The sequence below is a fragment of the Achromobacter ruhlandii genome, from assembly GCF_902859695.1.
GTDB classification, from domain to species: Bacteria; Pseudomonadota; Gammaproteobacteria; order Burkholderiales; family Burkholderiaceae_B; genus Achromobacter; species Achromobacter ruhlandii.
This window is the reverse complement of record NZ_CADIJL010000026.1, coordinates 1-20,784: the sequence shown is the minus strand read 5'-3', so window position 1 is coordinate 20,784 and position 20,784 is coordinate 1. Positions and strand designations below refer to the sequence as shown.

At 67.3% G+C, this 20,784-nt stretch carries 16 protein-coding genes; 7 read left to right on the top strand and 9 right to left on the bottom strand.

All coding sequences use genetic code 11. The features are described 5' to 3' along the window. Window positions 1-5: 5 nt before the first annotated feature. Window positions 6-1,208 (bottom strand): DUF2863 family protein, encoded by a 1,203-nt coding sequence (locus tag HV742_RS24150; RefSeq protein ID WP_175146579.1) that lies wholly within the window; start codon window positions 1,206-1,208, stop codon window positions 6-8. A gap of 248 nt (window positions 1,209-1,456) precedes the next feature. Here HV742_RS24150 and HV742_RS24145 point away from each other — a divergent pair, with 248 nt between their 5' ends. After that, window positions 1,457-2,230, top strand: coding sequence for a DODA-type extradiol aromatic ring-opening family dioxygenase (locus HV742_RS24145; protein WP_081330473.1), 774 nt, complete (start codon window positions 1,457-1,459; stop codon window positions 2,228-2,230). Between the two features lie 119 nt (window positions 2,231-2,349). Beyond that, the gene (locus HV742_RS24140; protein WP_059271828.1) at window positions 2,350-3,348 is read left to right on the top strand and encodes an OmpA family protein; all 999 of its coding nucleotides are present in this window, start codon (window positions 2,350-2,352) and stop codon (window positions 3,346-3,348) included. A gap of 104 nt (window positions 3,349-3,452) precedes the next feature. Here HV742_RS24140 and acnA read toward each other — a convergent pair whose 3' ends face one another. Both acnA and HV742_RS24130 read right to left on the bottom strand, forming a co-directional pair. Continuing rightward, window positions 3,453-6,158: an aconitate hydratase AcnA gene (acnA, locus tag HV742_RS24135; RefSeq protein ID WP_063582602.1), complete on the bottom strand. Its 2,706-nt coding sequence runs from the start codon at window positions 6,156-6,158 to the stop codon at window positions 3,453-3,455. A gap of 392 nt (window positions 6,159-6,550) precedes the next feature. Next, window positions 6,551-7,459, bottom strand: coding sequence for a LysR substrate-binding domain-containing protein (locus HV742_RS24130; RefSeq protein WP_175146578.1), 909 nt, complete (start codon window positions 7,457-7,459; stop codon window positions 6,551-6,553). A 118-nt stretch (window positions 7,460-7,577) separates the two neighbouring features. Between HV742_RS24130 and HV742_RS24125 the strand changes: the two genes are divergently transcribed. Together HV742_RS24125 and HV742_RS24120 are read left to right on the top strand one after the other, a co-directional pair. Then, window positions 7,578-8,549, top strand: coding sequence for a pirin family protein (locus tag HV742_RS24125; RefSeq protein ID WP_175146577.1), 972 nt, complete (start codon window positions 7,578-7,580; stop codon window positions 8,547-8,549). A 290-nt stretch (window positions 8,550-8,839) separates the two neighbouring features. Further along, window positions 8,840-11,038 (top strand): TonB-dependent receptor, encoded by a 2,199-nt coding sequence (locus tag HV742_RS24120; protein WP_175146576.1) that lies wholly within the window; start codon window positions 8,840-8,842, stop codon window positions 11,036-11,038. A gap of 146 nt (window positions 11,039-11,184) precedes the next feature. On the opposite strand, the gene HV742_RS24115 is transcribed toward HV742_RS24120, so the two are convergent. The 6 genes from HV742_RS24115 to HV742_RS24090 all read right to left on the bottom strand — a co-directional run bounded on the left by HV742_RS24115 (window position 11,185) and on the right by HV742_RS24090 (window position 17,632). Next, complete coding sequence (locus HV742_RS24115; RefSeq protein WP_175146575.1) at window positions 11,185-11,952, bottom strand: SDR family oxidoreductase; 768 nt, start codon at window positions 11,950-11,952, stop codon at window positions 11,185-11,187. Then, on the bottom strand, window positions 11,949-12,944 hold the full coding sequence (locus HV742_RS24110; RefSeq protein WP_169536192.1) for an NAD(P)H-quinone oxidoreductase: 996 nt from the start codon (window positions 12,942-12,944) through the stop codon (window positions 11,949-11,951). The genes HV742_RS24115 and HV742_RS24110 overlap by 4 nt, the downstream gene beginning before the upstream one ends. A 19-nt stretch (window positions 12,945-12,963) precedes the next feature. Further along, window positions 12,964-13,668, bottom strand: a complete 705-nt coding sequence (locus tag HV742_RS24105; RefSeq protein ID WP_049073023.1) for an ABC transporter ATP-binding protein — start codon at window positions 13,666-13,668, stop codon at window positions 12,964-12,966. Further along, complete coding sequence (locus HV742_RS24100) at window positions 13,661-15,442, bottom strand: branched-chain amino acid ABC transporter ATP-binding protein/permease (RefSeq protein ID WP_175146574.1); 1,782 nt, start codon at window positions 15,440-15,442, stop codon at window positions 13,661-13,663. Before HV742_RS24100 ends, HV742_RS24105 begins: the two co-directional genes overlap by 8 nt. Window positions 15,443-15,464: 22 nt before the next feature. Further along, the gene (locus HV742_RS24095; protein ID WP_006387153.1) at window positions 15,465-16,331 is read right to left on the bottom strand and encodes a branched-chain amino acid ABC transporter permease; all 867 of its coding nucleotides are present in this window, start codon (window positions 16,329-16,331) and stop codon (window positions 15,465-15,467) included. A 149-nt stretch (window positions 16,332-16,480) separates the two neighbouring features. Then, window positions 16,481-17,632 carry an ABC transporter substrate-binding protein gene (locus HV742_RS24090; protein WP_211485570.1) on the bottom strand — a complete coding sequence of 384 codons (1,152 nt, stop codon included), beginning with the start codon at window positions 17,630-17,632 and terminating at the stop codon, window positions 16,481-16,483. 380 nt (window positions 17,633-18,012) lie between these two features. On the opposite strand from HV742_RS24090, the gene HV742_RS24085 reads away from it, so the two are divergent. The 3 genes from HV742_RS24085 to kce are packed head-to-tail and all read left to right on the top strand — an operon-like array spanning window position 18,013 to window position 20,685. Continuing rightward, complete coding sequence (locus HV742_RS24085) at window positions 18,013-18,795, top strand: SDR family oxidoreductase (protein WP_026383327.1); 783 nt, start codon at window positions 18,013-18,015, stop codon at window positions 18,793-18,795. Next, window positions 18,795-19,757, top strand: coding sequence for a 3-hydroxyacyl-CoA dehydrogenase (locus HV742_RS24080; protein ID WP_175146573.1), 963 nt, complete (start codon window positions 18,795-18,797; stop codon window positions 19,755-19,757). Before HV742_RS24085 ends, HV742_RS24080 begins: the two co-directional genes overlap by 1 nt. Next, a complete protein-coding gene (kce, locus tag HV742_RS24075; RefSeq protein ID WP_054417316.1) occupies window positions 19,750-20,685 on the top strand; it encodes a 3,5-dioxohexanoate:acetyl-CoA acetone transferase in 936 nt (311 codons plus the stop codon). Before HV742_RS24080 ends, kce begins: the two co-directional genes overlap by 8 nt. Window positions 20,686-20,784 lie beyond the last annotated feature (99 nt).

Here is a 20,784-nt window from a genome sequence, read left to right as displayed (position 1 = left end):
GCGGCTCAGTGGAACTTGGCGGGCGCGGCCTCGGCGTCCTCGGGCAGTTCGGCGTGCACCAGTTCGCCCAGCGGGTTGGGGAAGTAGGGCGCGCCGCAATCCTCGCAGTATTCCGGGGGCAGCACGCCGGGAATGCGGCGCACGTCGCTCACGCCGTATTCCTTGAGCAGCGCCGCGATCTCGTCGACCACGTCGGGCTGGCTCTCGTCGGCCGGCAGGTCTTCCTCGCGGCCGTACAGCGGCCAGACGCAGCCGTAGTAGACGTCGTTGCTGTTGCGCGCGGTGAAGCTGACGCGGTATTCGTCGACGCGGCTTTCGCCGCAGCCGGCCACCACGGCGCGCAGTTGCGAGGCTTCCAGGCTGACCGCGCCTTCGAGCCAGCTGATGGCGGCGCGCAGCGACAGCGGCCGCACGCGGCGGTCGGCCTCGCGGTTGCTGACGTAGTAGGCGTCGGGCAGCAGGGCTTCGAAGCCGCAGCCCGGCAGCAGGCCGGCCAGCGTCGGCTGGGCCTGCGCGGCCCATTGCGCCAGGCAGGCGTCGCGGCTGGCCTCGGCTTCGCCGATCTGCTCCTGCCAGCGGAACACGGGCGCGAACTCGGGCACCGCCACGGCCGCCACGATATAGCGCGTGTCGGCCAGCATGTTGGCGGTTTCGGCCTCGGTGTTCAGCGCCGGCTTGGTGGTCTCGGCGCCCAGCGCCTGCGTGCCCAGCCGTTGCAGCCATTGCCAGGTTTCCGAGAACGTGCGCGGCATCTGGTCGACGCTGACCAGGTAGGGCATCAGCGCGCTGCGGGCCTGGCTCGACAGCACATGGCCATGCAGCTGCGCCAGCAGCGCCTGCTGGGCGGCGGCCGGGACCGGGCCGGTGGGAATCGCGTAGCGGGTCCAGGCGACCACGGGCGCGACGATCAGCAGGACGTCGTGGCGCACGCCGTTCTTGTCGATCTTCATCGACTCGGACAGCGTCTCGGCCTGCTCGATCAGGATTTCGTAGGCGCCCACGTCGCCCTGGGCGAGATGGTCCAGCGCGGCTTCCAGCGGGGCATCCTGGCCTGCCTTGAGCAGTTTCGGAATCGCTTCGCCAAGCTGATTCTCCCAGTACACGTCTTCGACGCGGCTGCCCGAGCGGTTGAGCGATTGGGCAAGCGTGATGAGGCGGGTGGCGTCGCGGGTCAAGCGGGGAGCGGATTGGCTGCGGGTTCGGGCCATGACTTCGGAGGGCGTCCAGTAAGTGTGTAACGACGTAGTTTAACGCCCGCCACGGCGCTGGTCGCCGTGGCGCTCTGGCGCCCGCGAATCGAGCGGGACAAGGGCGTGCAGGGCGGCCAGGCGGAGCCCCCGCCTTGGCCGGGGATTGGTGCCGTTCTGGCAACAGATCGTGCCTGTTTAGGGGATTTATTGCTGATTGGATTCGACCGACAATGGACCCATCATCAAGCTTTCCTGGAGTCATCGCCATGCGCTGGCCTACGCTTTTCGTTTCCCACGGTTCCCCCATGCTGGCCGTCGAACCCGGTTCCACCGGCCCCGCGCTGGCCGCCTGGAGCCAGTCCCTGGGCCGCAAACCGCGCGCCATTTTGGTGGTGTCGCCGCACTGGATGGGCCACGGCCTGGCCCTGTCCACCCGCGACCAGCAGGTGGCCTGGCACGACTTCGGCGGCTTCCCGCCCGAGCTCTACACGCTGCAATACGCCGCGCCCGGCTCGCCCGAGCTGGCGGCGCGCACGCAGGCCCTGCTGGCCGAGGCCGGCATTGCCGCCGACCGCGATCCGCGCCGCCCGCTGGACCACGGCGCCTGGGTGCCGCTGCGCTATCTCTATCCCGAGGTCGACGTGCCGGTGGTGCAACTGTCGCTGGACATGGGCCGCGACGCCGCCGGCCAGCTGGAACTAGGCCGCGCCCTGGCGCCGCTGCGCGACGAGGACGTGCTGATCATCGGCTCGGGGTCGCTGACGCACAACCTGCGCGACGTGCGCATGCCGCAGGACGCGCCGCCGGCGCCTTACGTGCCGGCGTTCCAGGCGTGGTATGCCGAACACCTGGCCGCCAACGACGTGCCGGCGCTGCTCGATTGGCAGGCGCGCGCGCCGGGCGCGGCGCAGGCCCATCCGCACGACGACCACCTGATGCCGCTCTACGTGGCGCTGGGCGCGGGCGGTGGCCAGGCCACCCGCCTGACGGACGAGATCTCGTACGGCGCGCTGGCGATGGACGCCTATGCGTTCAACTGAGGCCTGTTGACGCCGCTTACCGCCGTCAACGTTTGGTTACCCCATGCGGTTCCAACCACCGCTGCGTCTATGCATAATGGCTGCCGCCCGCATCGCGGGCGTTTCCTTGTTCTGGACGCATGCCGGCGCCGCCGGTCGGGAGTGTAGAGATCGTGAATGCGCATATCGTGAAATCCGCGAGTCTGGCCATCGTCGCCGCCACGCTGGCGGCGGCTTCGTCCGCCTGGGCCGAAGACGTCAAGGGTTCCCGCGACCATCCCGCCCTGACGCGTTTCGAGGGCGCCGAGATCCGTGCCTACGAATTCAAGGACTACGACGAAGCCGTGATGCCCAACCAGCCCATCACCCGCGAAAGCGAGGCCAAGGGCATGACGCTGGAAGGCAAGCTGACGCGCATCGCCTATCGCATCGATGGCAAGAAGTCGGCGCTGGAGGTCTATCGCAACTACCAGGGCGCGCTGCAGGCCGGCGGCTTCAAGACCCTGTTCGAATGCAAGGGCGACGAGCAGTGCGGCGGCGACTTCCAGTCGTTCGTCCTGAACAGCGGCAAGGTCAGCCAGCCGGGGCAGGGCGACGCGGCGTTCGGCGGCAAGTACTACGCGGTGCTGGCCAAGAAAGAGGCGCCCACCGGCGACATCTACGTGTTCCTGGACGTGATGGACGACACCTCCAACAACATCACGCCGGTGTTCCAGCAGGTGATCGAGACCAAGCCCATGCAGACCGGGCAGGTCAAGGTGCTGGACATGGCCGCCATGCAGAAATCGCTGGCCGAATCCGGCCGGGTCGCGGTCTACGGCGTCTACTTCGATACCGACAAGGCCGAGGTCAAGCCCGAGTCCAAGGCCGCGCTCGACGAGATGGGCAAGCTGCTCAACGCCAACCCGAAGCTGAAGGTCTACGTGGTCGGCCACACCGACAACCAGGGCACGCTGGCCGGCAACCTGGACCTGTCGCAAAAGCGCGCCGACGCCGTGGTCAAGGCGCTGGAGTCGGGCTACAAGATTCCGGCCGCGCGCCTGTCGGCGCGGGGCGTGGCGTCGCTGGCGCCGGTGGCGGCCAACGACGCCGAGGCCGGCCGCGCCAAGAACCGCCGGGTCGAACTGGTCGCGCAATGATGCGGTGAGCCTGCCACGCGCCGCGATGGCAGGCGGCGCGCGGCCCTGAAAAAAAGCCCCTGGAACCTCGCGGTTCCAGGGGCTTTGCCTTTGCGGCCCGCGCGTTACGCGGCCAGCAGCTGGCGCAGCACGAAGGGCAGGATGCCGCCGTGCTGGTAGTAGTCGACCTCGATCGGGGTGTCGATGCGCAGCAGCAGCGTCACGTCCTGCTTCGAACCATCCTTGCGGGTGATCGTCAGCGTCACGTCCTGCATCGGCTTGATGCCGTTTTCCAGGCCCGAGATGTCGTAGGTTTCCTCGCCGGTGATGCCCAGCGACTGCACGCTGTCGTTGCCCTTGAACTGCAGCGGCAGCACGCCCATGCCCACCAGGTTGCTGCGGTGGATGCGCTCGAAGCTGCGCGTGATGACGGCCTTGACGCCCAGCAGCTGGGTGCCCTTGGCGGCCCAGTCGCGCGACGAGCCGGTGCCGTACTCTTCGCCGCCGAACACCACGGTGGGCGTGCCGGCCGCCACGTACTTCATGGCCGCGTCGTAGATCGACATCTGTTCGCCGGTGGGCTGGAACAGGGTTTCGCCGCCTTCGAAGCGGCTGCCGTCCGGGCGCGCCGGGATCATCAGGTTCTTGATGCGCACGTTGGCGAAGGTGCCGCGCATCATGATTTCATGGTTGCCGCGGCGCGAGCCGTAGCTGTTGAAATCGGCCTTCATCACGCCGTGTTCCTTGAGCCACTTGCCCGCGGGCGAGGTTTCCTTGATGGAGCCGGCCGGCGAGATGTGGTCGGTAGTGACCGAGTCGCCGAACACGCCCAGCGCGCGGGCGTTCTTGACGGTCGGCATCGCGCCCGGCGTCATGCCGAAGCCCTCGAAGAACGGCGGCTCGGCGATGTAGGTGGAATCGGGCCAGTTGTAGGTCTCGCCCGTGACGCCCTTGATGTTCTCCCACAGCTTGCCGGGGTTGCTCTTGACCTGGCCATAGTTGGCCTCGAAGGCCTTGGGGTCCAGCGCGTACTTGAGCAGCGCCTCGACTTCCTCGGTGGTCGGCCAGATGTCGCCCAGCCAGATGTCGCCGTTCTTGCCGCGGCCGACCGGTTCGGTCATCAGGTCGCGCGTCACGGTGCCGGCCAGCGCGTAGGCCACCACCAGCGGCGGCGAGGCCAGGAAGTTGGCCTTGATGTTCGGGTGGATGCGCGCCTCGAAGTTGCGGTTGCCGGACAGCACCGCCGAGCACACCAGGTCATTGCTGGTGATGACCTCGTTCAGGTCGGGCGTCAGGTCGCCGGCGTTGCCGATGCAGGTGGTGCAGCCGTAGGCGGCCACGTCGAAGCCCAGCTTCTCCAGATAGGGCAGCAGGCCCGTCTTGGTCAGGTATTCGGTGACCACGCGCGATCCAGGGGCCAGCGAGGTCTTGATGTGCTTGGGCACCTTCAGGCCGGCTTCGACGGCCTTCTTGGCCAGCAGGCCCGCCGCCAGCAGCACGCTGGGGTTGGAGGTGTTGGTGCAGGAGGTGATGGCGGCGATCAGGATGTCGCCGTTCTTGACCTTGGTGCCGGTGCTGGTGGTGAAGGTCTGCTGCAGCTTTTCGGCCGGCTGGTTGAAGCCGTTCTCGGCGACCGGCTTGGAGAACAGGTCGATGAAGGTGCTCTTGACGTTGCCGATCTCGATGCGGTCCTGGGGGCGCTTGGGGCCGGCCAGCGACGGCGCGACGGTGGACAGGTCCAGCGTCAGCAGCTTGGTGTAGTTGATGTCCTGGGCGGCGGGCACGCCGAACATGTCCTGGGCCTTGAAGTAGGCCTCGAACGCGGCGATTTCGTCTTCGGTGCGGCCGGTGCCGCGGAAGTAGTCGATGGTGCGGCCGTCGACCGGGAAGAAGCCCATGGTGGCGCCATACTCGGGCGCCATGTTGCCGATGGTGGCGCGTTCGGCCACGGACAGGCTGGCCGTGCCCTCGCCACAGAACTCGACGAACTTGCCGACCACTTTTTCACGGCGCAGCATTTCGGTGATGGTCAGCACCAGGTCGGTGGCGGTGACGCCGCCGCGCAGCTTGCCCTTGAGTTCCACGCCCACCACGTCGGGGGTCAGGAAGTACACCGGCTGGCCCAGCATGCCGGCCTCGGCCTCGATGCCGCCCACGCCCCAGCCGACCACGCCGATGCCGTTGATCATGGTGGTGTGGCTGTCGGTGCCCACCAGCGAATCGGGGTAGTAGATATTGTTCTTCTTGTCCTGGTGCACGCCGCGCGCCAGGTATTCCAGGTTGACCTGGTGGACGATGCCGAAGCCCGGGGGCACCACGCCGAAGGTGTCAAAGGCCTGCATGCCCCACTTCATGAACTGGTAGCGCTCCTGGTTGCGCTTGAATTCCAGCTTCATGTTCAGGTCCAGCGCATTCTTGGTGCCGAAGTAGTCGATCATGACCGAGTGGTCCACCACCAGGTCCACCGGCACCAGCGGCTCGATGCTCTTGGGGCTCTTGCCCATCTTGTCGGCCACCGAGCGCATGGCGGCGATGTCCGCCAGCAACGGCACGCCGGTGAAGTCCTGCAGCACCACGCGCGCCACCACGAACGGGATTTCATCCTCGCGCTTGGCGTTGGCCTGCCAGTTGGCGAGCTGGCGCACGTGTTCCTCGGTCACCTTCTTGCCATCGCAATTGCGCAGCACGGATTCCAGCACGATGCGGATGGAGACCGGCAGCCGCTGCACATCCACGCCCAGCGCCTTGCCCAGCGCCGGCAGCGAATAGTACTGACAGGACTTGTTGCCGATCTTGAAATTCTTGAGTGTGTCGAGGGTGTTGTGCGGCATGATGGACTCCGTGGTTTTGCCCGCGTAAAGCCGGCATTTTCAGGCGTTTCGGCGCGTTTGTCATTCCGGGCGACAGCGGCGCGGGTTCGGTCTGTGTCTTATATCTTATATAAGACTTGAGGGGCGCGTCAAAGTTCCCGCCCGCGCCGGCCTGCGGGTTGCGCGGCGGTCGCGCAAACCCCTACTGTGCGGCAGCCGCGTCGTCCCTGCAAGTCCCCTTTTTTTAACAAAGAAGTCCTACAAGCGCATGGCGGCGAGAGGCCGGGCCGTGCCGCGCGACACGCCCGGGGCCGAGGCGGACAGGCTGCGCGAGGCCGTGGCCGCGGTGATGCGCCAGGCGGATTTCCGCGACCGCTTCCAGGCCCAAGGCCTGGTGATCCAGGCGCCGCTCGTCAGGCCAGCAAGGCCGGCATTTCCGCCGCCGCGAAATCCAGGAAACGCCGCAGGGCCAGCGGCGCGCCGCGCCGGGCGGGCATGACCGCGTAGATGCGCGCCGGGGCGGCGCGCCAGGCGGGCAGCAGCTGCGCCAGGTGGCCCCTGGCCAGGGAACCGGCGCACAGATAGTGGGGCAGCAGCGCCACGCCCAGGCCGGCGCGCGCCATCTCGCGCAGCGCCGCCAGGTTGGTGCTGAGGCAGCGGGGGCGGAATTCGATCGACTCGGCTTCACCCGCGGTGCCGGTGAAATGCCAGCTTTGCGGGCTGTCCTGGGTGGCATGGGCCAGCAGCGGCAGCGCGCTCAGTTCGCGCGGATGGCGCGGCGCGGCGCGGGCCATCTCCGGGGCCGCCACCAGGATCAGCGGCACCGGCGCGAGCTCGCGCGCCACCAGCCTCGAATCGGTGAGCGAGGCGCCCTGGGCGCGGAAGGCCAGGTCGTAGCCTTCGCCCACCAGGTCGATGATCTGGTCGCGGGTGTCCAGCAATACCCGCACGCCCGGGTGCTTCAGGCAGAAGCGCGACACCAATTCGCCAAGCAGGGTCACGGCCAGGGCGGAGGGCGCCGTCATGCGCAGCAGGCCGCTGGGCGTGTCGCCCATCGCCGCCGCCAGGTCGAAAGCGCTGCGGGCCTCGCGCGCCATCGCCAGCGCATGCACGTAGATCTGCTCGCCCATGGGCGTGAGCGAGACGCGGCGGGTGTTGCGTTGCAGCAACCGCAGGCCCAGCCGCGTCTCCAGTTCGGCCACGCGCCGGCTGAGTTTGGAGCGTTGCATATTGAGCACGCGGGCGGCGGCGGAGAAACCGCCTTTTTCCACCACTTCGGTGAAAAGCAGCAGGTCGTCGAGATGATGGATATAGGAGTGCATGGGCCAGGTTGGGGAATTGTCCTGTGCGGCAGGACAATTATTCCTGAAATTGGCATCTACTGTGTCGGACGCGGAACCCATAAGCTCTGCGCCACCCAAAAATCCAGGCAGCAGCTCCTTGACCATCCGCCTCAGTCCGCCCGTGGCCAAACCGTTCGAGCCCGCGGGCGACGCCTGTTCGTTCCGGCAATTCCGCCAACCCGATTTTCCGCGCGGCATGTCGCCGCTGGTGCTGGCGGAGCATTTCGTTATGACCGGCCCCAGCTTCGCGCCGCACCCTCACGCCGGCATGTCGGCCGTGACGCTGTTGCTGGAAGACAGCCACGGCGCCCTGCGCAGCCGCGACAGCCTGGACAACGACCATGAGATCCGGGCCGGCGACCTGCATTGGACCGTGGCCGGACACGGCGTGATTCACGACCAGCAGCCCGTGGGAGAGTCGCGCCTGAACGGGGTGCGGTTGTACGTCAACCTGCCGCAGCGGCTCAAGTCGCTGCCGCCCGAGGCCTCGCTGCTGCGCGCCTGGGAGATGCCGGTCCTGCAGGGTGACGCCGGCCGCGTGCGGGTGGTGTCGGGCCGCTACGATGGCTGGGAGGCGCCGCTGGCCACCCCCGAGCCGTTGTTGATCCTGGATGGCTGGCTGCGCCCGGGAGCGTCGCGGCTGGTGATGCTGCCGGCCGGCTGGAACGCCTGGCTATACGCGGTCCACGGCGAACTGGGGGTGCGGGCCCGCCACCAGATCACGGCGCCGGCGCGCCCGCCGGCGGATCTCGGGACGCGCCCGATGGCGCCGTTCCGGCCGCGCGGCCGGGGGGCGGTGGCGGACAGGCGCCCCGCCGATCCCGACTTTGCCATCCTGCCGCCGGGGGCGGCGCTGACGGCCACGGCGGATCGCGATGGGCTGCTGCAATTGCTGGCCGCCGGAGCGCCGGGCCACTTCCTGCTGGTGGCGGGGCGGGCCATCGACGAGCCCGTGATCCAGCGCGGGCCGTTGGTCATGGCGGACGCGCGGGCCCTCGGACAGACCATGGCGGCCTACGAAGCCGGGGAATTCGGCCGACTGCGCGACGCGGCGGACCTGCCGGGTTGACGAGACCCCGCGGACCGGGCGCAAGCGGGCGTCGCGGACGGTTATCGGAAACCAATCGTTGTAAACGGGCAACAAAGCTGTCATCTATATTAAGGGACGCAATGAGAATGATTTCGTTTTATATAGAATCAACCCCGCACGATCTCAATCTCCCTTTGTGAACGGACTCCACAAGACCGGCATGGCTGGCGCTGCGGCCGTTCGAGTGGCAAGCCGTTATCCCGCGTGACCCCCATCGGGATTGTTGCGATCCCCGCTTCCCGCGAAGCGCCCGCCTACCGATTCCCGATATGAAAATACGAACTCTTGCATGCGTGGTTGCGGCCCTGCCGTACACCGCGCTGGTCCACGCCCAATCCGCCGCGCCCGCCGCCGACGGCTCCGTCGTTTCGATGGAAGCGATCAAGGTCGAGGCCAGCGCCGACGCGTCGGCCGGCGGCCTGGCCCAGCCCTACGCGGGCGGCCAGGTGGCCCGCGGCGGCCGCGTCGGCGTGCTGGGTACGCAGGACATCATGAGCACGCCGTTCAGCATCACCAGCTACACCAACGAGCTGATCCAGGACAAGCAGGCGCGCAGCGTCGGCGACGTGCTGCAGAACGATCCGGGCGTGCGCGTGGCGCGCGGCTTCGGCAATTTCCAGGAGTCGTACTTCATCCGCGGCTTCATCCTCAGCTCGGATGATGTGGCCTACAACGGCCTGTACAGCCTGCTGCCGCGCCAGTACATCGCCACGGAACTGTTCGAGCGCGTCGAAGTGCTGCGCGGCGCGTCGACCTTCCTGACGGGTGCCTCGCCCGGCGGCGACGGCATTGGCGGCACGGTCAACCTGGTGCCCAAGCGCGCCCCGAACGATCCGCTCACGCGTTTCACCACCGGCATCTCCAGCGGCGGCCAGTTCTCGGTCTCCACCGACATCGCGCGCCGCTTCGGCCCTGGCGACAGCACCGGCATCCGCCTGAACGTGGCCAACCGCAGCGGCGACACCGCCATCGACGACGAGCACTCGCGCACCAGCCTGGTGTCGCTGGGCCTGGACTGGCGTTCGGCCGACACGCGGTTGTCGGCGGATATCGGCTGGCAGGAGAACAAGCTCAAGCGCGCGCGTCCGAACGTGACGCTGGCCGCTGGCGTAACGCATGTGCCTGACGCACCGGATGCCAGTTCCAATTACGCGCAACCGTGGTCCTATTCAAACGAGCGCGACGTGTTCAGTACGTTTCGCGCTGAGCATGACTTCAGCGACAAGCTTACTGGCTGGGCGGCTTACGGCCTGCGTCGGAGCGATGAAGCGAATTCGTTGGCTAACGTGACTGTTAATAACGGTCGTACCGGCGATGCTAGCTTTTATCGTTTTGATAACACGCGCAAAGATTCGGTCGATACTGGGGAGTTGGGGCTGCGGGCGAAGCTGCGCACTGGCTCAATTGGTCATGAAATCGTTGCGTCCGCTGCATTCTTTCAGCTCAAGAAGAAAAATGCCTACGATTACTCTGGGAGCTTTGCGACCAACATTTACAGCCCGATCTCTTACGATCGACCGAGCTTTGGTGCGTTTCAGACCAAAGGCGGAGACTTGGATTCCCCTCTGCTGACCGGACGTGTGCAGACTAGCAGCTATGCATTGGGCGATACGCTGTCCTTTGTGGACGATAAGGTGCTACTGACGCTAGGTATCCGACATCAACGCTTGGTTTCTCGGGGCTATGACTATGTGACTGGTAGTGAGACGTCCGCGTACAGTGCTAGTCGCAACTCGCCAGCGGCAGGCATTGTGTTCAAGGTAACTCCTAGCGTATCGCTATACGCCAACTATATTGAGGCACTCGTCGCTGGCGATACGGCACCTGCAATCGCTAATGGCAAACCCGTGCCAAACGTAGGCGAGAGCCTGCAGCCTTACGTTTCCAAGCAAAAGGAAATCGGCGTCAAGTACGACGGCGGCGGCCTGGGCGCGGGCCTGGCGCTGTTCTCCACCGACAAGCCGCGCGCGGCCTACGACGCGTCCAATCGGTTCACCGCCTCCGGCAAGGACCGCCACCAGGGCATCGAGCTGACCGTGTTTGGCGAGCCGATCGACCGCGTGCGCGTGTTGGGCGGCCTGACCTTCCTGGACGCCAAGCAGCGTTCCACCGGCAATACCGCCATCGACGGCAACCGCGTCATCGGCGTGCCGCGCTTCCAGGCCAACCTGGGCGCGGAATGGGACATCCCCGGCGTGCAGGGCCTGGCCGTGGACGGCCGCGTGGTCTACACCGGCGCCTCCTACGCGGATGACGCCAACACCCTCAAGGTGCCCGGCTGGACCCGCTTCGATGCCGGCCTGCGCTACATGATGGACGTGGACGGCCACGTGGTGACGCTGCGCGCCCGCGTCGAGAACATCGCCAACCGCAACTACTGGGCCTCGGTGGGCGGCTACCCGGGCAACGGTTACCTGGTGCTGGGCGGCCCGCGCACCTTCTCGTTGAGCGCCAGCATGGACTTCTGATCGCCATCCCGCCCGCTGCCGGGCGGGCATCGCGATCGGGTATGTGATGCGCGCCTGTCCGCCTACCCTCGCGGCGTTCGCGCGGGTTCGCACGAAGTCCGCCGCGCCGCGGCTCGCCCGCCAGGACGCGGGCCGGCCGTGCACGGTCAGGTCATCAACCAGCCGCCCGCCACGTCCAGCACCTGCCCGGTCACGAACCGCGCCTGGTCCGAGGCGAAGAACAGGCAGGCGTCGGCCACTTCCTCGGGCGTGCCGAGCCGGCGCAGCGCGGTAACCTCGGCCACGGCGTCGTTGATCTCCTTGGGCACGCTCTTCAACAACGGCGTGCTGATGCGCCCCGGCGCCAGGCCATTGACGGTGACATCGTGCTCGCCCAGTTCCGCGGCCCAGTGGCGCGTCAGCCCCAGCAGCGCCGCCTTGGTGGCGGCGTAGTGCGCGGCGACGATGTCGCAATAGGCCTTGCCCGCCACCGACGACATGTTGATCACGCGCCCCTGGCGCTGGCGCACCATGTGCGGCGTGGCCAGGTGGGTCATGTAGAACACGCTGTTCAGGTTGACCGCCACCACCTTGTCCCATTCGCCCGGCGTCATCTCCCACACCTTCAGCGCGCGGCCGTCGGTCTTGGGCGAGATGCCGACGTTGTTGACCAGGATGGTGGCCGGGCCGAGGTCGCGGGTGATGCGGTCATACGCAGCCTGGCACTGGTCGAAGTGCGAGACGTCGGCGTGCACGAAGGTCACGGCATGGTCGCGCTTTTTCAGTTCCTTCTCGTAGGCCTGGCCGCCCTGCGAATTGAAGTCGATCAGCCCGACCTTGCCGCCTTCGGCCAGGAAGCCCTCGACGATGGCCGAACCGATGCCGCCGACGGCGCCGGTGACGATGATGACCTGATCCTGGAAGCGCGCGCTCATGCCCGCACCTTCAACATGATCTTGCCGATGTGCCGGCTGCTTTCCATCAGCGCGTGGGCCTGGGCCGCTTCTTCCAGCGGGAACACCTGGTGGATCAGCGGCAGGCAGCGCCCCTGTTCCATCAGCGGCAGCACCTTGTCGGCCAGCGCCTGGGCGATGGCGCCTTTGTCTTCGTCGGAACGCGGACGCAGGGTGGAGCCGGTGAACGACAGTCGCTTGGTCATGATGGGCAGGGCGTCGATTTCGGCCTTGCTGCCTTCCAGGAAGGCGATCTGCACCAGCCGGCCATTCACCGCCAGCAGGCGGAGGTTCTTGTTGATATAGGCGCCGCCGACCATGTCCAGGATCACGTCCACGCCCTGGCCGCCGGTGGCCTGGCGGATGTCGGCCTCGAAGTCGGTGTCGCGGTAGATCAGCGCGTGCTGCGCGCCGGCCTTCAGGCAGGCCTCGGCCTTTTCCTGGTTGCCCACCGTGGTCCAGACCTCGGCGCCGAAGGCGCGCGCCAGCTGGATCGCGGTCAGGCCGATGCCGCTGGAGCCGCCGTGCACCAGGAACTTCTCGCCGGCCGCAAGGCGGGCGCGTTCGAACACGTTGGTCCAGACGGTGAAGTAGTTCTCCGGGATGGCGGCGGCGGACAGCAGGTCCAGGCCGCGCGGCACCGGCAGGCAGTGACGCTCGTCGGCCAGGCAGTACTGCGCGTAGCCGCCGCCGGGCGTCAGCGCGCAGACCTGGTCGCCAACCTGCCAGCGCGTGGCGTCGGGACCGACGGCGACGATGGTGCCGGCGACCTCCAGTCCCAGGTAGGGCGAGGCGCCGGGCGGCGGCGGATACGAGCCCGAGCGTTGCAGCACGTCGGGGCGGTTGACGCCGGCGTAGGCCACCTCGATCAGCACCTGGCGGCCGGCGGGCGCGGCCATCTCGCGTTCGGCCAGGCGCAGGCAATCGGGCGCGCCGCCGGTGCCGTGGTCGATGAATGTGCAGCGTAGAGACATGAATGCGGTCCTTCGGATTTCAGTGGCCCAGATAGGCCTTCTTGACATGGGGATCGGCCAGCAGCTCGGCGCCGGTGCCGGTGCGCACGATGGCGCCGTTCTCCAGCACGTAGCCGCGGTCGGCCAAGCGCAGGGTGCGGAACACGTTCTGCTCCACCAGCAGCACCGTGACGCCGTGGGAGGTGACGTCGCGGATGATGTCGAACATCTGCTGCACCAGCAGCGGCGACAGGCCCAGCGAGGGCTCGTCGAACACCAGCAGCTTGGGGTCGGCCATCATGCCGCGCGCGATCGCCACCATCTGCTGCTCGCCGCCGGACAGCGAGCCGGCGTACTGCCCCAGGCGCTCGCGCACCCGCGGGAAGATCCGCAGCACTTCCTCCAGCTTGCGCTGCACGATGGGGCGGGCGGCGCGCTTGTACGAGCCCATCAGCAGGTTGTCGCGCACCGTGAAGTGCGGGAACAACTGGCGGCCTTCGGGAATCATGGTGATCCCGGCGTCGACGATGTCGTAGGGCGTGCGGTTGGTCAGGTCGCGGCCCTCGAACTCGACCCGGCCGGCGGTGGCGGGAACCACGCCGCACAGCGTCTTCAGGGTGGTGGTCTTGCCGGCGCCGTTGGCGCCGATCAGCGTCACGATCTCGCCGGCATTGACCTCGAAGTTCAGGCCGTTGAGCACCTGGCTCTTGCCGTAGCCCGACGACAGATCCGAAACCTTAAGCATCCTGGTACTCCTTGCCCAAATAGGCCTCGATGACGGCGGGGTTCTCGACCACGTCCTTGGGCGCGCCGCTCACCAGCACCGCGCCTTCGTTCAGCACGATGATGCGGTCAGACAGCGCCATGGTGGCCTGCATCATGTGCTCGATCAGCAGCACCGACACGCCCGAATCGCGGATGCGGCGGATCATCTTGATCGACTTCTCGATGTCGGTGGGGTTCAGCCCCGCCATCACCTCGTCCAGCAGCAGGATGCGCGGCCGGATCGCCAGCGCGCGGGCGATCTCCAGCCGCTTCATGCCGCCCACCGTCAGGCTGCGGGCCTCGGTGTTCAGGTACTTGAGCAGGTCGGTTTCCTCGGCCACCTTGAGCGCGATCTGCTCGGCCTCCTCGCGGTCGGCGGTGCGGATGAAGGCGCCCAGCATGATGTTCTCCAATACCGTCAGGCCGGTGAACGGCTTGGCGATCTGGAAGGTGCGGCCCAGGCCCTGGTGCGCGAACTCGTCCGGCGTGCTGCACGAGACCCAGTTGCCCTTGGCGTCGATCATCGACACCGCGCCCTTGTCGGGCGACAGGAAGCCGGACAGCAGGTTGAACACCGTGGTCTTGCCGGCACCGTTGGGGCCGATCATGCCCAGGATCTCGTACTGGTTCAGCGTCAGCGACACGTCGTTGGTGGCGCGCAGGCCGCCGAAGCTCTTGAACAGGTTCTCGGCCTTGAGCACCGGCTGCTCGCGCCGCGCCGCGTCGGTCGGACGGGCCGGTTCGACCAGTTGGCGCCGGGCGCGCGGCGTGCCCAGGTAGGGCAGCCGCGCCAGGGCGCGCTCGATGGCCGGACCGAAAGCGCCGGCCAGGCCGCGCGGGATGGTCAGCACCACCGCCACCAGGATCAGGCCGTAGATCAGCCCGTGCATGCCGTTGCCCACGCTGGACAGCCAGCCGCGCGCCAGCTCGGCGATCGGCAGCACCAGGAAAGTGCCGGCGATGGGGCCGGCCACCGTGCCCAGGCCGCCGATCAGCGCGAACATCGCCACCTGGATCGACAGTTCCAGCGAGAATGCCGAACTGGGATCGACGAAGGTCAGGTAGGTGATGTGGAAGGTGCCGATCACGCTGGTCAGCATGGCCGACACCACCGCGGCGATGATCTTGACGCGCACCGTGTGGATGCCCACCGCCAGCGCCGCGTCCTCGCGCTCGCGGATGGCGATCAGGTAATGGCCGATGCGCGACTTGCGGATGTACCAGGACACCCAGGTCACCAGCAGGAACAGGCCGAAGGCGATGATCACGTAGTTGATCTTCTCGCGGAACACGATCCAGGCCCAGCCGATGTTCAGCGGCAGGCTGATGCCGCTGGAGCCGCCGGTCCAGCTTTCCTCGTGGATCACCAGCAGCCGCACCACTTCCAGGATGGCGATGGTGGCCAGCGCGAAGAACGGCCCGCGCAGCCGCAGCGTGGGATAGCTGATGATGATGGCCACGGCCGCCGAGATGGCCGCGCCCGCCAGCATGCCGAACCACGGCGAGATGCCGAAGTTCTGCGTCAGCAGGGTGGCGGTGTAGCCGCCGATGCCGTAGAACACCGCATGGCCCAGCGACAACTGGCCGGCGTAGCCGCCGACGATGTTCCAGGCCACCGACAGCGCGGAAAAGACGAACAGCAGGACGAACAGGTTGGTCCAGAACGGCGTGCCCGTGACGACGGGCACGATGAACATGACGATCAGCAGAATCAGGCTGACGTAGGCTTTGGGGCTTCGAAAGTCGGGAAACACGTCTCGCTCCTTGTGGCTCTGATCACTCTGTGCCGACGCCGAACAGGCCGGTCGGACGCAGGACAAGGATCAAGAGGAAGATCCCGAAATAGACGACCTCTTTGAGGTCGGGGGCGATGTAGTAGCCGGCCAGCGTATCGACGATGCCGATGATCATGGAGCCGGCCACCGCGCCGTACAGGCTGCCCAGGCCGCCCAGCACCACGATCACGAAGGCGGTCAGCACGAAGTACGTGCCCACCGTCGGGAACACCGGATACTGCGGCGCCAGGAGGCCCGCGGCGATGCCGACGAAGGCGGTGCCCAGGCCGAAGGCGATGGCGTAGACGTTGTTGACGTTCACCCCCATCAGCGTGGCGGCGTAGCGGTGCTGCGCCACCGCCCGCAGCGCGCGGCCCAGGTAGGTGCGGTGCATGAACAGGTGCAGCAGCACGGCCAGGCTCAGGCCGACCACGAAGGTCACCAGCTGGCCGGTGACCATGGAGTAGTTGCCGACGTCCAGGGTGCTGGTGCCCAGCTGCACCGGGGCGCGGAACACGTTGGCGCCGAAGATCACCAGCGCCAGGTTCAGCAGGATGGTGGACACGCCCACCGTGGCGAAGATCTGGATGTGCTGGTCGGCGTTGAGCAGCGGCTGGATGATGCCCTTCTGCGTCAGCGCGCCCAGCGCGAACAGGATGACCGCCACCGGCACCAGGCCGATGTACGGGTGCACGCCGAACTGCGCCGCGATCAGGTAGACCGCGTACATGCCGATCATCAGGAATTCGCCATGCGCGAAGTTGACGACGCGGACCACGCCGAAGATCAGCGTCAGCCCCAGGCTGATGATGGTGTAGGCGCCGCCCAGCAACAGGCCGTTGATGACCAGTTGAATGAAGATATCCATGGTGCAACCTCTTGGAACGGGGCGCGTCCCGGCCGCGCGCCGTCGCCGGCGGGGCCGGGGCCGCGGGCCCCAGTGAAACGCCGGACGCCCCCGAGCGTCCGGTTTGCTGGCTTGCCGTGCCGGGCCTGCCCGATGGCGGCCCCGGCGTTCTATTTCTTGAAGACGGGCTTGCCCAGCGCGAGGTTGTCAGGCGCGATGGTGACCAGCTTGCCATCCTGCCACTGCATCACGTAGAAGGTCGAGGCGTTGTTCTGGCCGTCCTCGCCGAAGTCGAAGGCCCAGCCGTTGGCGGTCTGGCCGGCCGGCTTCTTGTACGCCAGCACGGCCGCGCGGATCTTGTCCTTGTCGGTCGACTTGGCGTTGGCGATGGCTTCGAAGAAGGCCTTGGCGCCGACATAGTTGGTCAGGCTGTGGCCGGACTGCGGGTCGCTCTTGTAGGTGGTCTTGTAGGCTTCCAGGAACTTGTCCAGGCCGGGCGCGCCGGCCGGATTGATGGACGCCTGCGGGAAGTCCAGGTCGAACACGCCGTTCATGTCGGCGCCCACGGCCTTGGCGGTGTCGGCCAGCGAATAGCCGCCGCCGGCGCCGATCACCACCTTGGGCTTGAAGCCGGCGGCGCGCGCCTGGCTGAAGTACAGGATGGCGTCGTTCTGGTAGGCGGTCTGCAGCACCACGTCGACCTTGGCGCCCTTCAGGCGCAGGATCAGCGAGGACAGGTCGACCGTCTTGGCCGAATAGGGCAGCACCTCGGCCACGGTGTAGCCCAGTTCCTGGGCGCGCTTTTTCTCGGTGGCGGCCACGTCGGTGCCGTAGGGGCCGTCCTCGTGGATGATGCCGATGCGCACTTCCTTCGGGTTCAGGCCCATGCCCGGCCCGATGATGTCGTGCAGCGCGTTGACCACCGACACGCCGTATAGCGCGGTGTTGGGGTTGCTGCGGAACAGGTACTTGTAGCCGCGCGTGGTGATCTTGTGGGCGGTGGCGCCCAGCTCGAAGTAGGGCACGCCGGCCAGCTCGGTCACGGGCGAGGCCGCGTACGAGATGCCCGAGGCGTAGCTGCCGAACACGCCGACCACGTTCGATGAGATCAATCGCTTGGTCTCGGACACCGCCTGGGTCGGATCGACCGCGTCGGCCTTGATGATCTGGATCTTCTCGCCGTTGATCCCGCCGGCGGCATTGATTTCGTTGACGGCCAGTTCCAGGCCGCGATAGCTCTCCTGCCCCAGCAACGCCAGCGCGCCGCTGAACGGGAAGAGGGCGCCCACCTTGATGTCGGCCGCCGCGGTGCCGCTGGCCATGACGCCGCACAGGCCCAGCGCGATGGCGAATTGTTTGATCTTGAACACTGTCTACGCTCCTTTGTGGGTTTGGATGCGGACTGTTGTCTGAGTCGTCCGTCTGTTTTTGAATATATGATATATGCGCCGGCGGGGTGTGAGAACCTCGTCCTGGATTCTAGTGCCGGACTTGGCCGGCTGAATCGGGGATTTCCCTCAAGCCGCATGAATAAAGCGTTTGCGGGCGGTTTTCGCCTGCGTGGCAGGTCAAATTCCGCTGTCCGGGCGCTGTTTCTCGGACCTTTTCATGGCTGCTCTGATGGCAAGAAAATTCCCCTTTAAATCATATATCCTATATGTTCAAAAGGCGTTCGAGCATAAGAATCCAGGAGACAAAGAGCATGTTCGAGGAAGTGGATTTCGCCGGAAAAAAAGTACTCATCACCGCCGGCGCCGATGGGCTGGGTCTGGAAATGGCCCAGGTGTTCCACCGGGCCGGGGCGTCGGTGCTGGTGTGCGATGTCAACCGCGAGCGGCTGGCGGCGCTGCCGGCCGAATTGCCCGGCGTGCGCGCGGTGCATGCCGACGTGTCGGACGAAGATAGCGTGGCGGCCCTGTTCGACGCCGTGCGCCAGCAGTTGGGCGGCCTGGACATCCTGGTCAACAACGCCGGCGTGGCCGGCCCCACCGGTTTCGTCGAGACCTTGTCCAAGGCCGACTGGGACCGCACCCTGGCGGTCAACATCACCGGCCAGTTCCTGTGCGCGCGCCAGGCCATCCCGCTGCTCAAGCAGTCGCGCGCCGGCGTCATGATCAACCTGTCTTCGGCCGCGGGCCACCTGGGCTTTGCCGGGCGCTCGGTCTATTCGGCGTCCAAGTGGGCGGTGATCGGCTTCACCAAGTCGCTGGCGATCGAGCTGGGCGGCCACGGCATCCGCGTCAACGCCATCCTGCCGGGCGCGGTCGAAGGGCCGCGCATCCGCGCCGTGATCGAGGCCAAGGCCAGGACGCTGGACAAGCCGGTCGAGGAAATCGCCGCGCTCTACGAGAACCAGGCGGCGCTGGGCCGCATGGTCACCGCGCGCGACATCGCCAACATGGTGCTGTTCAACGCCAGCGAGGCCGCCCGCAGCGTCACGGGGCAGGCCATCGTGGTGGACGGCTTCACGCAGAAGCTCTACTGATGGCGGCCGATCCGCGGCGGCGCCATGCCGCCATCATCGGCACCGGCCTGATCGGCCAGGCCTGGGCCATCGTGTTCGCGCGCCAGGGCTGGCAGGTGCGGCTGTACGACGTCGACGCCGCCATGCTGGCCGAGGCCGGCGCGCTGATCCGGCGCCAGCTCGATGCATTGCAGGCGCACGGCCTGCTGCGCGACGCGGCGGCGGCCGCCGCCCGCATCGAAGTGGCCGCCAGCCTGCCCGAGGCGCTGGCCGGCGCCCGCTACATCCAGGAGAACTCGCCCGAGCGGCGGGATCTGAAGCGCGAGCTGTTCGCGCGACTGGACGCGGCGGCCGATCCCGACGCCATCATCGGCAGTTCCACGTCCAGCATTCCCGCCAGCGAATTCACCGAAGACCTGCCCGGCCGGGCGCGCTGCCTGGTGGCGCATCCGGTCAATCCGCCGTACCTGATCCCGGTGGTGGAGCTGTGCCCGGCGCCCTGGACCAGCGAGGCCGCCATGCAGGCGGCGCGCGACATCATGCTGGATATCGGCCAGAAGCCGGTGACGATGCGGCGCGAGATCGAGGGCTTCATCCTCAACCGCCTGCAGGGCGCGCTGCTGCACGAGGCCTTCCGCCTGGCCGCCGCCGGCATCGCCAGCGCCGAGGACATCGACACCACGGTCAAGGACGGCCTGGGCCTGCGCTGGTCGTTCATGGGGCCGTTCGAGACCATCGACCTGAACGCGCCCGGCGGCCTTGCCGACTACTGCGCGCGCTACGGCGGGCTGTACCAATCCATCGGCGCCAGCCAGCGCGAACCCGTGCCCTGGGACGGCGCGCTGGTCGAGGCCCTGGCGGCCGAGCGGCGCGGCCTGCTGCCCGCCGAAGACCTGACGACGCGCCGCTACTGGCGCGACGAACAACTGATGCGCCTGATGCGCCACAAGCAACAGCAAGACAACGGAGACGAAAATGGCTAAGCCGAAACAGAAGGTCGTGATCACCTGCGCCGTGACGGGCGCCATCCATACCCCCAGCATGTCGCCGCACCTGCCGGTGACGGCCGACGAGATCGCCGAGGCCGCCATCGGCGCGGCCCGCGCCGGCGCCGCCGTGCTGCACCTGCACGCGCGCGATCCCGAGACCGGCAAGCCGTCGCAGGACCCGGCGCTGTTCGAGCCGTTCCTCAAGCGCATCAAGGCCGAGACCGACGCCATCATCAACATCACCACCGGCGGCAGCCCGCACATGACGGTGCAGGAGCGCATGCGGCCGGCCACCACCTTCAAGCCGGAGCTGGCGTCGCTGAACATGGGCTCGATGAACTTCGGCCTGTTCCCGATGCTGGGCCGCTTCCAGGACTTCAAGCATGAGTGGGAGCGCGAGCACCTGGAGAACAGCCGTTCGCTGATCTTCCGCAACACCTACCAGGACATCGAGTCGATCCTGGAGCTGGGCAACGCCAACGGCACCCGCTTCGAGTTCGAGTGCTACGACATCAGCCACCTGTACAACCTGGCGCATTTCGTCGACCGCGGCCTGGTGAAGTCGCCGCCGTTCATCCAGTCGGTGTTCGGCATCCTGGGCGGCATCGGCCCGCACCCCGAAGACCTGATGCACATGAAGCGCACCGCCGACCGCCTGTTCGGCAACGAATACGAATGGTCGATCCTGGGCGCCGGCCGCAACCAGATGCCGCTGGCCACCATCGGCGCGGCCATGGGCTCGAACGTGCGGGTGGGGCTGGAGGATTCGCTGTGGATCGGGCCGGGCCAACTGGCCGAGTCGAACCGCTCGCAGGTCGAGCGCATCCGCACCATCCTGGAGGCGCTCAACCTGGAAGTGGCCACGCCCGCCGATACGCGCGCCAAGCTGGGCCTGAAGGGCGGCGACAACGTGGCGTTCTGACGCCAGGCCGGGCAAGGGCGTGCGCGCCGCCGCCGGATTGATGCCCCCGCCGATGGGGCGGCGCGCGGCCCGCCGGATGCGGGTCGCGGCGCTCGCGGG